The 13,988-nt window shown below is 60.7% G+C and carries 18 protein-coding genes; 8 read left to right on the forward strand and 10 right to left on the reverse strand.

Annotated elements, in window-relative coordinates; translation table 11 throughout:
- Positions 1 to 27 precede the first annotated feature (27 nt).
- Entirely contained in the window at positions 28 to 840 is an 813-nt protein-coding gene (locus FFB58_RS01915) for a MetQ/NlpA family ABC transporter substrate-binding protein (RefSeq protein ID WP_039029111.1), read from the forward strand.
- Between the two features lie 105 nt (positions 841 to 945).
- Positions 946 to 1,155: a fumarate hydratase FumD gene (fumD, locus tag FFB58_RS01920; protein WP_032617775.1), complete on the forward strand. Its 210-nt coding sequence runs from the start codon at positions 946 to 948 to the stop codon at positions 1,153 to 1,155.
- Here fumD and FFB58_RS01925 read toward each other — a convergent pair.
- Genes FFB58_RS01925 through FFB58_RS01940 form a run of 4 tightly spaced genes read right to left on the reverse strand, consistent with a single transcriptional unit; the run spans position 1,136 to position 4,225 of the window.
- Positions 1,136 to 1,822, reverse strand: a complete 687-nt coding sequence (locus FFB58_RS01925; protein ID WP_138368807.1) for an ABC transporter permease subunit — start codon at positions 1,820 to 1,822, stop codon at positions 1,136 to 1,138. The genes fumD and FFB58_RS01925 overlap by 20 nt on opposite strands.
- A 6-nt stretch (positions 1,823 to 1,828) precedes the next feature.
- Positions 1,829 to 2,590 (reverse strand): amino acid ABC transporter permease, encoded by a 762-nt coding sequence (locus tag FFB58_RS01930; RefSeq protein ID WP_138368808.1) that lies wholly within the window; start codon positions 2,588 to 2,590, stop codon positions 1,829 to 1,831.
- Positions 2,590 to 3,405 (reverse strand): amino acid ABC transporter ATP-binding protein, encoded by an 816-nt coding sequence (locus tag FFB58_RS01935; protein ID WP_138368809.1) that lies wholly within the window; start codon positions 3,403 to 3,405, stop codon positions 2,590 to 2,592. Before FFB58_RS01935 ends, FFB58_RS01930 begins: the two co-directional genes overlap by 1 nt.
- Before the next feature lies 1 nt (position 3,406).
- Positions 3,407 to 4,225: an ABC transporter substrate-binding protein gene (locus FFB58_RS01940; RefSeq protein ID WP_138368810.1), complete on the reverse strand. Its 819-nt coding sequence runs from the start codon at positions 4,223 to 4,225 to the stop codon at positions 3,407 to 3,409.
- Positions 4,226 to 4,462: 237 nt separating this feature from the next.
- Here FFB58_RS01940 and FFB58_RS22850 point away from each other — a divergent pair, with 237 nt between their 5' ends.
- The 4 genes from FFB58_RS22850 to FFB58_RS01955 all read left to right on the forward strand — a co-directional run bounded on the left by FFB58_RS22850 (position 4,463) and on the right by FFB58_RS01955 (position 7,289).
- Positions 4,463 to 4,624 (forward strand): hypothetical protein, encoded by a 162-nt coding sequence (locus tag FFB58_RS22850; RefSeq protein ID WP_072036633.1) that lies wholly within the window; start codon positions 4,463 to 4,465, stop codon positions 4,622 to 4,624.
- A 160-nt stretch (positions 4,625 to 4,784) separates the two neighbouring features.
- Positions 4,785 to 6,113, forward strand: a complete 1,329-nt coding sequence (locus tag FFB58_RS01945) for a HAMP domain-containing sensor histidine kinase (RefSeq protein ID WP_138368811.1) — start codon at positions 4,785 to 4,787, stop codon at positions 6,111 to 6,113.
- Entirely contained in the window at positions 6,106 to 6,717 is a 612-nt protein-coding gene (locus FFB58_RS01950) for a LuxR C-terminal-related transcriptional regulator (protein ID WP_138368812.1), read from the forward strand. The genes FFB58_RS01945 and FFB58_RS01950 overlap by 8 nt, the downstream gene beginning before the upstream one ends.
- Before the next feature lie 89 nt (positions 6,718 to 6,806).
- On the forward strand, positions 6,807 to 7,289 hold the full coding sequence (locus tag FFB58_RS01955) for a heme-binding protein (RefSeq protein WP_039029118.1): 483 nt from the start codon (positions 6,807 to 6,809) through the stop codon (positions 7,287 to 7,289).
- Positions 7,290 to 7,373: 84 nt separating this feature from the next.
- Here the strand turns inward: FFB58_RS01955 and FFB58_RS01960 are convergent, their stop codons facing one another.
- Positions 7,374 to 7,514: a hypothetical protein gene (locus tag FFB58_RS01960; RefSeq protein WP_032617828.1), complete on the reverse strand. Its 141-nt coding sequence runs from the start codon at positions 7,512 to 7,514 to the stop codon at positions 7,374 to 7,376.
- Between the two features lie 128 nt (positions 7,515 to 7,642).
- Between FFB58_RS01960 and FFB58_RS01965 the strand changes: the two genes are divergently transcribed.
- Both FFB58_RS01965 and FFB58_RS01970 read left to right on the forward strand, forming a co-directional pair.
- Positions 7,643 to 8,461, forward strand: coding sequence for an MBL fold metallo-hydrolase (locus FFB58_RS01965; RefSeq protein WP_138368813.1), 819 nt, complete (start codon positions 7,643 to 7,645; stop codon positions 8,459 to 8,461).
- A 43-nt stretch (positions 8,462 to 8,504) separates the two neighbouring features.
- Positions 8,505 to 9,140 (forward strand): carbonic anhydrase, encoded by a 636-nt coding sequence (locus FFB58_RS01970; protein WP_138368814.1) that lies wholly within the window; start codon positions 8,505 to 8,507, stop codon positions 9,138 to 9,140.
- Positions 9,141 to 9,180: 40 nt separating this feature from the next.
- On the opposite strand, the gene FFB58_RS01975 is transcribed toward FFB58_RS01970, so the two are convergent.
- The 5 genes from FFB58_RS01975 to hisD are packed head-to-tail and all read right to left on the reverse strand — an operon-like array spanning position 9,181 to position 13,955.
- Positions 9,181 to 10,347: a cupin gene (locus FFB58_RS01975; protein WP_138368815.1), complete on the reverse strand. Its 1,167-nt coding sequence runs from the start codon at positions 10,345 to 10,347 to the stop codon at positions 9,181 to 9,183.
- 11 nt (positions 10,348 to 10,358) lie between these two features.
- Entirely contained in the window at positions 10,359 to 11,147 is a 789-nt protein-coding gene (locus FFB58_RS01980) for an aldolase/citrate lyase family protein (RefSeq protein WP_138368816.1), read from the reverse strand.
- Positions 11,140 to 11,856: an alpha/beta hydrolase gene (locus FFB58_RS01985; RefSeq protein WP_138368817.1), complete on the reverse strand. Its 717-nt coding sequence runs from the start codon at positions 11,854 to 11,856 to the stop codon at positions 11,140 to 11,142. The genes FFB58_RS01980 and FFB58_RS01985 overlap by 8 nt, the downstream gene beginning before the upstream one ends.
- A gap of 8 nt (positions 11,857 to 11,864) precedes the next feature.
- Positions 11,865 to 12,629 (reverse strand): SDR family oxidoreductase, encoded by a 765-nt coding sequence (locus FFB58_RS01990; protein ID WP_138368818.1) that lies wholly within the window; start codon positions 12,627 to 12,629, stop codon positions 11,865 to 11,867.
- A 3-nt stretch (positions 12,630 to 12,632) separates the two neighbouring features.
- Positions 12,633 to 13,955 carry a histidinol dehydrogenase gene (hisD, locus tag FFB58_RS01995; RefSeq protein ID WP_138368819.1) on the reverse strand — a complete coding sequence of 441 codons (1,323 nt, stop codon included), beginning with the start codon at positions 13,953 to 13,955 and terminating at the stop codon, positions 12,633 to 12,635.
- Positions 13,956 to 13,988 lie beyond the last annotated feature (33 nt).

Genomic DNA, 13,988 nt, shown 5'->3' on the forward strand with positions numbered 1-13,988 from the left:
CACGAATAACACACAGGAACCATCATCATGAAAAAGACACTGACGTTGATCGCCGCAGCAACCCTGAGCGCCCTGAGCTTTGCCTCCTGGGCTGACACCCTGACCGTGGGCGCGTCCAACACGCCGCACGCCGAAATTCTGGAGCAGGCGAAGCCGATTCTGGCGAAACAGGGTATCGATCTGGAGATCAAACCGTTCCAGGACTACATCCTGCCGAACACCGCCCTGGCGGGTCGCGACATCGACGCCAACTACTTCCAGCACATCCCTTACCTGAACAGCGTGCTGAAAGATCACGCCGGGGATAAAGAGTACGATTTCGTCAGCGCCGGTGCGATCCACATCGAGCCGATCGGTATCTACTCTAAAAAGTACAAATCGCTGAAAGATCTGCCGGAAGGCGGCAAAATCATCATGCGTGATGCGGTCTCTGAAGAGGGTCGTATCCTCTCTATCTTCGAGAAAGAGGGCGTGATCAAGCTGAAGCCGGGCATCGACAAAGTGACCGCGCGCATCAGCGATATCGTTGAGAACCCGAAAAAGCTGCAGTTCACCCCGAACGTTGAAGCCTCTCTGCTGCCGCAGATGTACAACAACGATGAAGGCGCTGCGGTCGTCATCAACGCTAACTACGCCATCGACGCTGGTCTGGATCCGGTTCACGACCCGATTGCGGTAGAGAGCGGTGAGAACAACCCGTACGCCAACATCATCACCGTCCACCGTGGCGATGAGAAGAAGAAGGACATCGTGGCGCTGGTAGACGTCCTGCACTCCAAAGAGATCCAGGACTGGATCCGCACCAAGTATAAAGGCGCGGTGATCCCGGTTAACAACTGATTTATCAGCTTGATATTAAAGCCCGGCGGGTCCCTCGCCGGGCTTTTTTTGTATACGGGCGATGAATGAATTAAGCTGGCGTTTTAAGGCAATGGAGTGAAAGTCATGGGCAATGTAACCAAAGACGAAGCGCTGTATCAGGAGATGTGCCGCGTGGTAGGCAAAGTCGTGCTTGAAATGCGGGATTTAGGGCAGGAGCCAAAGCATATTGTCATCGCCGGGGTACTGCGCACCTCGCTGGCGAACCAGCGGGTGAAACGCAGTGAACTGACCACCCAGGCGATGGAGACCGTCGTTAAAGCGCTGGCCGGTTAAGCTGCCAGCGTTTTGCCAGCTGTTCGACCCCACAGCACAGCAGGTAATAGACCACACCGGTAAAAACAAAAATAGCCGCCGGGTAAATCTGCACCCGGTTGTTCACCTGGCCTGCCACGGTGGTCAGCTCCGGCATATTGACAATAAACGCCAGCGACGTGTCCTTCAGCAGGCTGATAAAAATCCCCAGCAGCGAAGGCAGCGTGTTGCGCAACGCCTGCGGCAGCAAAACGAACCCCAGGGTCTGCAGCGCGCCAAACCCCTGCGCCTGCGCCGCTTCATATTGCCCGTCCGGCAACGCCCTCAGCCCGGCCAGCACCGAGTGCATCACCGCGGCGGCGGTAAACCACGCCAGCGCCAGGGTGACGGTCAGCGCCCCCGGCAGATCGCCGCCGGTCATCAGCGGCAGCAGATACCACAGCCAGAAGATGACAAAAATCAGCGGGATGCCGCGGATGATCTCCGCCCAGACAAACAGGGTTTTGCGTATCACTCCCGGAAAACGCCACGCCAGCCCCGCCAGCGCAACCCCGGCCGGTAGCGCCAGCGCCGCAGCGCCGAAGGCCATCAGCAGCGTCAGCAGCACGCCGCCGGGCTCCCCGGCCGCAGCCCGCCCCCAGAGCAGGTAATTCAGGTTATCGGTAATCACGTTCAGTCCGGCTAACATCTCTCTTCACTCCTCACTCCGGGTGGCTGGGGCGACGTTTTGACGCCGCCGGTTTGCGGTGCCCAGTCTGGTCAGCACCAGGCCCATCACCACGCCGGTGAGCAGGTACAGTACCGTGCCGATGGTGAAGGCCTCCAGCGCGTGGGCGTTATAGCTCTCAATCTGGCGCACCTGATAGGTCAGTTCCGCAAAGCCGATGCCGCTGGCCAGGGACGAAAGTTTCATCAGGTTGAGATACTGCCCAACAACCGGTTGCCAGGCGTTCGCCAGCCCCTGCGGCAGCAGAATATGCCGCAGCAGCGGCCAGGCAGAAAACCCCTGCGCCACGGCGGCTTCGCGTTGCCCGGCAGAGACGGCGCGCAGGCCAGCGCTAATCTCCTCCGTCAAAAACGCCGAGGTAAAGACCCCGAGCCCCCAGGCGGAGCAGAGAAACTCTGGCGTAAACCACCACACCTGGCCCGGCAGCACCGACCAGCTGTGATCGTCCATCACAAAGGTGCGAAAACCCTGCGGGAGCCCGTTCCAGGCGGCGAAGTACCAGAACAGCAACTGCACCAGCAGCGGGGTATTGCGAAACAGCGACACCCACACGGCGACAATCGTTGCGCCAGGGCGGCCTCCGGCGAGTCGCAATCCCAGGCAGAAGAGGGTAATGAGGCTGGCGACGGCCATCCCGGCGAGCGTCACCCACAGGGTGGTCAGAAAATCGGACAGGATCCACGTCAGAGGCTGGCCGGTCAGCACCCCCTGCCAGTCGAGGGCGGGCATCAGGACGCTCCCGGATGCAGCGGGTTAAGCACCTTCTGTAGAAAACGCTGCGTGCGGGGATGCTCAGGATGCTGAAAGAACTGCGCCGGGGGTGCCACTTCCAGAATGTGTCCGCCGTCGATAAACACCACCCGGTCGGCAATCTCCCGGGCGAACTGCATCTCATGGGTGACGACAATCATGGTGATCCCGCTGTGGGCGAGGGCTTTCATCACCAGCAGCACTTCGCCGATCATCTCGGGATCGAGGGCCGAGGTGGGCTCATCAAACAGAACGATCTGCGGTGAGGAAGCCAGGGCGCGGGCGATGGCCACCCGCTGCTGCTGCCCGCCGGATAACGCCTCCGGGTAGTGGTCGGCTTTATCCGCCATCCCCACCTGCGCCAGCAGCGCGTCGGCGCGGGCATCGGCCCCGGCTGGCTGCCAGCCGTGAACATGCTTCAGCGCCAGGGCGATGTTTTGCCGCGCCGTCAGATGGCTGTACAGATTGAACTGCTGGAAGACAAAACCCACCCGGCTGCGCAGCTGGCGCAACGCCTGGCGGGGAAGCTGGCGGGTGGATTTCCCGTCGATCAGAATGTCGCCGGAGGTCAGCTCTTCCAGCTGGTTGATAAGGCGGATCAGCGTCGATTTGCCGGAACCCGACGGGCCAAGAATGGCGACCACTTCACCGGGCATCACGCTGAGGTTGATGCCTTTCAGCACCGGGCGATCGCCGTAGCGTTTCACCACCTCACTGAAGGTGACGCTGGCCTGCTCCAGATATGAAAAATCCGCGGCACGGGCCGCGGAGCGAGAAAATAGACCTGACAGCATATTACTGGGCTTCTATTTTAAAGGCGCGCGGCTGCGGGGAGGGCGTCTGTGGGCCAAACCAGACATCGTAGATTTTGGCCGCGTCGCCGCTTTTCTCCAGCTTCACCAGCTCATCGTTCACCACCTTCAGCAGCGCGGTTTCGCCTTTTTTCACCCCGACGCCAATTTCCTCTTTACTCAGCAGGTCCGGGAGAATTTTAAAATTCGCCTTATCCGGTGCCTGGGCCAGCAGCCCCGCCAGAATGGTGCTGTCCTGAGTGATCGCCTGCACGTTGCCGTTGCGCAACGCCGTCAGCGCCAGCGGAATATCGTCATAGGAGAGCACGCGGGACTGCGGGAAACGCTGATGCAGCGCCTGCTCCCCGGTGGTACCCTTCACCGCCCCGATACGCGCCTTGCTGTAGGCGTCGAGTTTATCCGCGCCGCTGGCCGGAACCAGGAACTGCTGGCCGGTAACAAAGTACGGCGTTGAAAAATCAATCACCTGAGCGCGCTCCGGGGTGATGGTGATATCGGCCACGATCAGATCCGCCTTGCCGGACTGCAGCAGCGGGATGCGGTTCGCCGGGTTGGTGGCGACCAGCTCCAGTTTTACCCCGAGGGTCTTCGCCAGCGCTTTAGCAAAATCGACGTCATAGCCGACGATCTCGTGGCTTTTCGCATCTATTGAGCCAAACGGCGGGTTGGCATCGAAGGTGGCGACCTTAACGACCCCCGCCGCCTTGATATCCGCCAGCTGGTCGGCCTGCACCTCTGCAGAAAATATCCCGCCTGCTGCCAGTAAAGCCAGTACCAGCGCCCGTTTTGTGTGTATTGCCATAAATTCCTCTGCACCTGTTCTTGTTTTGTCCTCATACGCTCCCATAACCGGCACTGGTCGCCAAATGCCAATATTGACTTTGCTATATGAAAAAACTCATTAGTGAACAGCGTGTTACATGGCTGTAAAAGAAAACTGCTTTTGCGTCTGGCGCAAATCCTCTGCCGGAATCGGTATTTCTCAGGGGGGCAGAATGCTGGTTAACTGCATTCAGGCTGAGCAAACGAGGACAAGGCAATGGGCAAACTGATGAGTACGTTACGGCGGTTTTTTACCGCAAGATCGGAAGAGAACAGCGCGCAGCGTATTATTGAATCCATTCTGCCGGCAGCCAGCCTGTATGGCGTGGATATCGCCAACATCGATCCGGAGTGGTTCCATGACAAAACGTCACGCTGAACACCGCCAGGTGCGGGAAACCTACTGGAATGAGGTGTGCGTTCTTCACCGCACCGCCTGCCATTCTGGACGCTGACATCCAAAAATCAGCGCAAGTTTTGTCCCCGGCCTAGCTTCCTGCTAAGGTCTCTGGCGTCTTCCTCCAGCGCCAGTTAAATAAATGAACAGCAAAAAATTTCTCCAGCGTGGGCTTCTGATCTGGCTGATGCTCTGCCTGCTCAGCAGCGTGCTGCTGTATGCCGAACAGATCCGCCGCCAGTTCTGGGAGCTCGACCGTGAATTTGCCACGGCGTATACGGAGATCGGCGCGGTTCTCACCCAGAATGAGTCGGTGCTTCCGCTGTTGAATGGCGATGAAGATCTGGCGGCGCTGGGCAAAAAATTCCCGCAGATCCATGACCTGCAAAAGACCCAGGGACGCGCCCTCGACGCCGCCCGGGTTGAACCCCTGTCCGGCACGCAGTACTGGCTCTACAACCCCTGGCGGCAGAACCGGGTGCTGATCGACCTCGCGCCTGTCATCAACGCCTGGCCCCGGTTTACCCGCATCAGCCTTGATCTTACTGGCCATTTGCCGCCGCCCCCCACGGACGCCTTCTGGCACTGGCAACGGCAGTTTCCCCAGCATACTCAACCCTTCGTGCTGCTGGCCGACGCCCGACCGGCGTGGCTTAACGTGACGCTGCTGCCGTTTGTCCTGCTGTTTATCGGCTGGGCTGTTGTGGTGGCGGCAGGGGGGCTGATCCTCTGGCAGCGCAAGCAGCGCCAGAATGCCGACCAGCGCGCCTGGTACTATCAACACGCCCGGCTCAATACCCTGGGGGAGATCACCGCCGGCATCGTGCATGAGATCAACCAGCCCCTGACGGCGGTTCAGACCTGGATCCAGGGCGCGCAGCGCCAGCTGGATCAGGATAACCCCGCAGCGGTATCCCAGGCCCTGGGCTCGGCGCTGGTGCAGACCCGGCGGATTAGCGAGCTGCTGACCCGCTTTCGCGAGCACGTTACCCAGGATGCCGTCACCTTAGGTGAAGTGGATCTCGCCGAGTGCTGGCAGCACGTCGGCAACCTGCTGGAGCACGAACGCACCGCCAGACATATTCACCTTACCCATGATTTTGCCACCGATGCCCGAACCCTCTGCGCCGACCGATTGTGGCTGGAGCAGGTGCTGCATAACCTGCTCAGCAACGCCATTCAGGCCCAGCAGGACCGCGCGGCGGGCTGGGTGCATATCCGCAGCCATCGTGAGGGCGAACGTGTGCACGTCGAGATCGCCGACGGCGGACCGGGCTTTACCCCGGAAGCACTCCACAACGCCTTTATGCCTTTTTACAGCGGGCGGGAGGGCGGTACGGGGCTGGGGATGACCTTAACGGAGTCTTTAGTTACCCGAATGAACGGCACGCTCGCGCTGGACAATGCGCCGGAAGGCGGAGCCAGGATCAGATTGCAGTTTGCTCACCACGGGAGTCAGGTTCATGGATAACGTCATCTGGTTAATTGATGATGATGCGTCAGTCAGGGAGTCGCTGGTTTTTCTTTTCACCGGGATGAACTGGCGCGTGGAGCCCTTTGAGAGTATTGCCGCCTTTACCGCCGCGCAGCAGGCAGGAAAAGAGCTGACCGGCTGCCTGCTGCTGGACATGCGCATGCCGGGCAAAGGCGGGCTGGCCTGGCTGGAAGAGGGGAAATGGCCGTGGCCGCTGCTGCCGGTGATCCTGATGACCGGTCATGGCACCATTGATGCCTGCCGCCGCGCGTTTCACAACGGGGTGTTTGAGTTCTTCACCAAGCCGCTGGACGCCGACAAGCTGATCGAGTCCATCACCGCCGCGCTCGCAGAGAGCCAGCGGCGCGTGGGGGTATGGCAGGAGGCGAAACGCGTAAAGGCGCTGTTTGAGCAGCTCACCTCCCGGGAGCATGAAGTGCTGCTGGCGTTAATGGAAGGCAGCAGTAATAAAGAGGTCGCCGCCCGGCTGAATCTCTCGCCCCGGACGGTGGAAGCGCACAGGGCGGCGGTGTTCCTCAAGCTGGGCGTTTCCAGCCTGGTGCAGGCCATCCGGGAATACGACAAATTACAATCCGTATAACTACCAGGATCACCCCGTAGTCAACCGAATAACATTTCTTCGCCCGCTTCGATACGCTGCATCTGTTTCCACTTACCAGAGGATGTGCGATGAAAAAGTTAATGATGGCGGCAGTGTGTGTAGCAGGGATGGTCAGCGTATCGGCGCACGCACAGTCCGTGACGCAAAAGAGTCTCTCCCTGACCCAGGCGAACGCGTTAGCCAGCGCGGCGATTCAGGCCTGTACGGCCAAAAATTATCAGGTCAGCGTCACGGTGGTGGATCGCGCCGGGGTGGTGAAAGCGGTACAGCGCACCGATAACGCCGGTCCACATACCCTGAAAGCCAGCGAGATGAAAGCCTTCACCGCGCTCAGCACCAAAAACGCGTCGGGGAAAGTGATGGAGTCGGCCCAGAGCAATGCGGGCGCGCAAAACTTAAAAGATATCCCGGGTTTCCTGTTGCTGGCGGGTGGACTGCCGGTGAAAGAGGGTGATGAGGTGATTGGCGCCATCGGGATTGGCGGTGCACCGGGCGGTCATCTGGATGAAGCCTGTGCCCAGCAGGCGATTGAAAGCCTGACGAAGTCGTAGTCAATCGCCCGGCGGCGCTTCGCTTGCACGGGCCTACGGTTTTGTAGGCCGGGTAAGGCGCAAGCCGCCACCCGGCGTTTTACATCAGATCTTGCAGGCGTCGCCGCAATCATCGTCCGCGACAATCGCCTGCGCTTTTTTATCCGCATCTTCAAGGCGTTCAGCGTTACGTTCTTCGGCTTCATCCAGCCCGTCAAACACCAGATTGTTGAGATCAATTTCCATCGTTTACCTGCTTTGTTCGGTTATTGTTCCAGGTCGTATTATAGAGCAAAAGAATGGGATGAGGCACCCCAGCGCACATAAGGATAATCCTTGCCATACTGATGACTCACCCGCGCTCAGGAGGAGTGATGATCGTCTTATGTAAAACCTGCGGCACGTCCTATGACGCCCCCCGCGAACCCCAACGCTGCGCCATCTGCGACGATGAACGCCAGTACGTGCCCGCGACGGGCCAGGCGTGGGTAGATTTTGCCACCCTGACCCGCACCCATACCAACAAGTGGCAACAGATTGAACCCGATCTGCTAACGCTCAAAACCGTGCCTGCCTTTGCCATTAGCCAGCGCGCGATCCTGTTGCGCACCCCGCAGGGTAACGTGCTGTGGGACTGCATCGCCAACCTCGACCCCGCCACCCACGCGCTGATAACCGCCCTCGGCGGTATCGACGCTATCGCCATCTCGCACCCGCACTATTACACCACCATGCAGGACTGGGCGGAGGCCTTTAACGCCCCGGTGTACCTGCACGCCAGCGATCGCGAGTGGGTGATGAGAAGCAGCCCGGCGCTGCGCTTCTGGGAAGGGGACTCGCTTGAGATCGCCCCGGACGTGACGCTGCACAGGCTGGGCGGCCATTTTGCCGGAGGCACGGTGCTGCACTGGAACCGCGCCGGTGGCACGCTGCTGGCGGGGGATATCCTGCAGGTGACCCCTGGAAAAGACGCGGTGTCGTTTATGTGGAGCTACCCGAACATGCTCCCGCTGCCGGCACGTGAGGTGGCGGAAATCGCCGCGCGGCTGGAAAACGTCCCCTTCGAACGCCTCTACGGCGCCTTTGAAGGGCAGAACATTGCCGGGAATGCGAGGGAGATTGTTATGCGGTCGGTGCAGAAATATATTGCTTGTCTGAACTCGGGGCCGGTGGGTAAACTCCAAAAACCGTGATCTCGATCATGCCTGTACAATCACAAAAAAATGAGACATTGCTATGCAACATATCATTGAAGGTTTTCTCAGCTTTCAAAAAGAAGTTTTTCCGCAACGTAAAGACCTGTTCCGCAGTCTGGCGTCCAGTCAGAATCCCAAAGCGCTGTTCATCTCCTGTTCTGACAGCCGCCTGGTGCCGGAATTAGTCACCCAGCAGGAGCCGGGACAGCTCTTTGTCATTCGTAATGCTGGCAACATCGTGCCACCGTTCGGGCCAGAGCCGGGCGGCGTGTCCGCCACCATCGAATACGCGGTTGTGGCGCTGGGCGTTACCGACATCGTGATCTGCGGCCACTCTAACTGCGGCGCGATGAAGGCCATTGCCGACAACGCTAACCTCGAGCCGATGCCTGCCGTTTCACACTGGCTGCGTTACTCCGATGCGGCGAAAGCGGTCGTGGAAAACAAAACCTGGGATAACCCGACCGACAAAGTGAATGCCATGGTGCAGGAGAACGTCTTCGCCCAGCTGAGCAACATCAAAACTCACCCTTCCGTCGCGGTCGGCCTGCGTAACAACGCCATTCGCCTGCACGGCTGGGTGTACGATATCGAAAGCGGCGACATTCGCGCCCTGGATAAAGAGACCAAAACCTTCGTCTCTCTGTCCGAAAACCCAGGCGTTTACTTCGAGTAACGTGCCGAATTCAGGGCGGGGTAACCCGCCCTGACGTTCCTTACGGCAGCGCTTCGAGCTTCAGCCCCGCGCGCTTCGCCGTTTCCGGTAACAGATCCACTGCCGTAACAAACCCATCCGGATCCAGACAGCGGTTCGCCGCTCTTGCCTGCTGGAGTATCTCCCGATCCCAGTACACGCGCTTACGCTGATCGCCTTCCGTCGTCAGAATGCACTCCATGTCGCCCTCCAGGGCGCGGTAGCGCCGCCAGCTGTTCGCCGGGATCGAAATAACCGAACGCTCAGGGGCGACAATGCTCACCTCTTCGCCTTCTTCATTCCAGGTCACCTCCAGCGTGCCCTTAAAGACCATGATCACCTGCACGTCCGGGCAGAGGTGGCGGCCCACCACGTGGTCTGACTTCAGGCGCAGCCACTCAACGGAGAAGCCGTGCGGGTTAACGATAGCCGGTTCCGCGTGTTTATCCTGGCTAATGCCAAAGCCGATCACCGGGGCGATCTCGCCGCCGTGGCCCGGCAGCACCGAATCGAGTAACCCCGCCGCCGACCAGCGACGATCCTCCCCGGTCACCGCCCGCTGGCGCATCTCCTCCACGGAGTAGTGGCGCAGGGCGGCGATTTCGTGCTCCGGCAGCAGGGTCAGCAGCCCCTCCGGCCCCGGCAGGGTATCTCCCGCATTGACGTCGAGGAGCATATTCTCCTTGCTCAGGTAGAGACCATACTCGCTGGCCGCGGCCAGAATCGACGGATGCCAGATGATCCCTCCAGTGTTATTCCCGCCCAGCACCGTGTAGACCATGCCGCAGGTCTCTTCTTTACTGACGTTGGTGAAACCGCGGAAGATCCAGGTCGGGATAGAGAGGATAGCCGGGGCGCTGAATTCGGCTTCGTTTTCGCCGTTGGCGCCCCAGCGAAAGCGCCAGGTTCCCTCGTGGATCAAAAACACTTCGGCGGTGAAGTGCAGGTGCAGGTTATTGGTCACCCCTTTTGGCATCGCCGCCGCGCCGATGTTAAAGCCGTGCGGTTCCGGGATATTCACCACCTGGGCGGACGACTGGGTCACGCCCGGGCCAATAAAGGAGTAGTTCTGTTTCAGGTGCGAGCCGGGAAGCTTGCAGTCGATAAAGGCCAGATTGCAGGACACCATATCTTCAGGGGCAACCAGACGGGTGCGGGCCAGTTCCGGGGTAATGTGACGTGCTTTCATGTTCTCTCCTGTTAATAGCCTGAAGCGCCGGGTTTAGGGATCGCGTTGCCGCGCGCCAGGGCGATAGCCTCGCGTGAGGCGCGGCCAAGTTGCATGACATCGTTCGCCGGGGTGACAAACTGAAAACCTTCGCTGATGCGCCGGGCGGCGGCGTCGCCGGAGGTACAAAAGATCCCGGCGATTTTCTGCCACTGACGACAGCGGCTGACCACCAGCTCAATGGCGGCCAGCATCTCAGGGTGCTGCGATTCGGCGCTGGCGCTGCCGGTCAGGGTTAACGAGAGATCGTTCGGGCCGATAAATACTCCATCCAGCCCCTCGGTAGCGAGGATCGCATCGAGATTCGCCAGCCCGTCACGGGTTTCAATCATCGCCAGGGTCAGAATTTCATCGTTGGCGTGCTGCGGGTAATCGGCCCCGCCGTAGAGCAGGCCGCGGGCCGGGCCAAAGGAGCGGTTGCCCAGCGGCGGATAGCGGCAGGCGGCCACAAAGCGCCGGGCCTGTTCCGGGGTGGAGATCATCGGGCAGATAATGCCGTAGGCCCCCGCGTCCAGCATGCGCATGATCTGCGCCGGGTCGTTATCGGAGACCCGCACCAGCGGCACCGCCGGGGTAGCGGAGAGCGCCTGCAGCATCGACAGCGCGCTGGCGAAGTCGATCATGCCGTGCTGAAGATCGACGGTGACCGCGTCAAAGCCCTGATGGCCGACGATCTCGGCGCTGTAGCCCGACGGGATCGCCAGCCAGCCGTTAATAATGGCGCTGCCGTCCGGCATTGCCCTGAGTCTGTTCTTACGCATGTAAACACTCCTGGATCCAGTGACGTAGCGGGAGGGCAACCTCGTCGGGCGCTTCGAGCAGGGTGAAATGCCCGGCACAGGCGACGGTGACGTGCTTCACCTGAGGCGCGCTCTGCGCCACCCGCTGGTGGTGATGAGGCGTGCAGATGGGATCGTGCAGGCCGTTGATAACGATGATGGGGCAGGCGAGGGCGGCCAGCGCCGCGCGATTGTCCCGCCGGGTAATGGCGATTTCGGTCTGTGTGGCGAGGGTATCAAGGCCACTCTCCTCTGCCATCAGACAAATAAGATCGTGCAGGGCCTGGTCATCCACACGCGAGGGGGCAACGTACTTCGGCCACAGGCTGGCGGAGAGCCAGTTCGTCAGCCCCTGCTGCCGGGCAGCGCGCACCGCCTCGCGACGGGGAGCGGCATTTTCTGGCGCATCCGCAAGGGGGTTCACCGACAGCAGCGCCAGCCCGGCAATGCGCCCAGGCGCGTCGGCGACCATCTGTAGCGCCACAATCGCCCCCAGCGAGAAGCCCGCCAGCAGAAAGCGCGGCGGCAGTTCGCTCAGCAGCGAGCGGGAGGCTTGCGCCGCCGAGGTAGCGTCCGCAAGCGTAATGCACCGCACGTCAGAGACCTTGAGCCTGTCGAGCACCGGCTGCCAGAGGCGCGGGTTACAGAGCGTGCCGCCGATCAGCACCAGCGGCAGGGCGTGATTATTCATATGTCTCCTCAGGTTGCGGTCCAGCCGCCGTCGACCATCAGCGCGCTGCCGGTGATCATCCCTGCGGCACCGGAGGCGAGAAACACCACCGGCCCCATCACATCCTCAACCGTGCCGGTGCGTCCGAGCTTGATGTTCTCCAGCACGTAGCGGCGAAAGTCGGGGTCGGCCAGCGACGAGGCGGTGAGCGCCGTCTCAACAAAGGTCGGGCAGAGGGTGTTGACCCGGATCCCGTCCTCGCCCAGCTCCAGCGCCATGGCTTTGGTTAACCCTTCCAGCGCAAATTTCGACGCGCAGTAGACGCTGCGCTTCGGGCCACCGACGTGGCCCATCTGGGAGGAGATATGAACGATCGAGCCCGCAATGCGCGCCTCGCGCATCCGGGCCGCTACCCGCTGGCTGACAAAAAAGGTGGCCCGCAGGTTGATCGCCATGACCGCATCGAAGTTCGCCTCGCTGACCGCCAGAAACGGCTCGTGGCGCGCCAGCCCGGCGCTGTTCACCAGAATATCGAACGCGGGCAGGGCATCGGTTACGGCCTCAACCTGGGTGACATCGGTGATATCCAGCACCACCGGATGCAGGCGCAGATCGCGCTCGGCGGCGAGGGTCGTCGCCGCCTTCAGCGTCTGGCGATCCCGGGCGGCGATCCACACTTGCGCCCCGGCATGGGCCAGCGCGACGGCGCAGGCGAACCCCAGCCCTCTGGAGCCGCCCGTCACCAGGGCACGCTTGCCGTGCAGGCTAAAGGAGGGCATCTGAGGAAAGGTCATGGCTTATACCTTCTCTCTGACCGGCGCAGGGGTGGCGTAAGGCACCTCCACCTGACCGTAGCGGCGCACGCGGATATTAGCCTGCTCGGCGTGACCGGCGAAGCCTTCCAGCAGGGACAGGCGCGAGCAGTAGCTGCCGATCTCGGCGGTGGCCTCGTCGCTGAGTACCTTCTGCCAGGTGCAGGTTTTCATGAATTTGCCCACCCACAGGCCGCCGGTATAGCGCGCCGCTTTTTGCGTCGGCAGGGTGTGGTTGGTGCCGATCACCTTGTCGCCGTAAGCCACGTTGGTGCGCGGGCCGAGGAACAGCGCGCCGAAGTTGGTCATGTTGGCGAGGAACCAGTCGTCGCGGTGAGTCATTACCTGCACGTGCTCGGAGGCGATGCGGTCGGCTTCGGCGAGCATTTCGTCGTAGCTGTCGCAGACGATGATCTCCCCGTAGTCGTGCCAGGCCTGACGGGCGATGTCGGCGGTGGGCAGTTTTTCCAGCAGGCGCTCGATCTCCCGCAGCGTCTCTTTAGCCAGCGTCATCGAGTTGGTCAGCAGAATGGCGGGGGTGGTGACGCCGTGCTCGGCCTGCCCCAGCAGGTCGGTGGCGCACATTTCAGCATCCACGCTGTCGTCGGCAATCACCAGCGTCTCGGTCGGACCGGCAAAGAGATCGATCCCCACCCGGCCAAACAGCTGGCGTTTGGCCTCCGCCACAAAGGCGTTGCCGGGGCCGACAAGCATATCCACCGGAGCCAGCGAATCGGTGCCGAGCGCCATCGCGCCGATGGCCTGGATGCCGCCTAAGGCGTAGATCTCAGTGGCCCCGGCCATTTTTTGCGCCGCCACGATAGCAGGGGCAGGCTCGCCGCCGAACGGCGGGGCACAGCTGACGATGCGCGAGCAGCCCGCCACGTTGGCGGTGATAATCGACATATGCGCCGAGGCCAGCAGGGGATATTTCCCGCCAGGGACATAACAACCCACCGCATTAATAGGAATGTTTTTATGCCCGAGAATCACGCCCGGACGGGTTTCAATTTCCAGATCGAGCAGACAGCCTTTTTGCGCCCGGGCGAAATTAAATACCTGTTCCTGAGCGAATTCGATATCGTGAATATCCTGGCGGCTCAGTTTATTGATACAGGCATTAATTTCCGCGTCGCTCAGGCGATAATCCTGACGATCGTAGCGGTCGAACTTAACCGATAATTCGCGAATGGCTTTATTTCCGCGTTTTTCTATATCCGCCAGAATAAGCTCTACCGTTTCCCTTATTTGTCGCTGTGCATCCTGACGTTCCTGAACCGGTTTACTGGTTTTAAGCATATAAGCCACAATATCGTCCTCGCATAGTTAAGATGATGACTG

Origin of the sequence: Enterobacter sp. MF024, assembly GCF_005843915.1 — a bacterium.
In the GTDB taxonomy this organism is placed as follows: Bacteria; Pseudomonadota; Gammaproteobacteria; order Enterobacterales; family Enterobacteriaceae; genus Enterobacter; species Enterobacter barmai.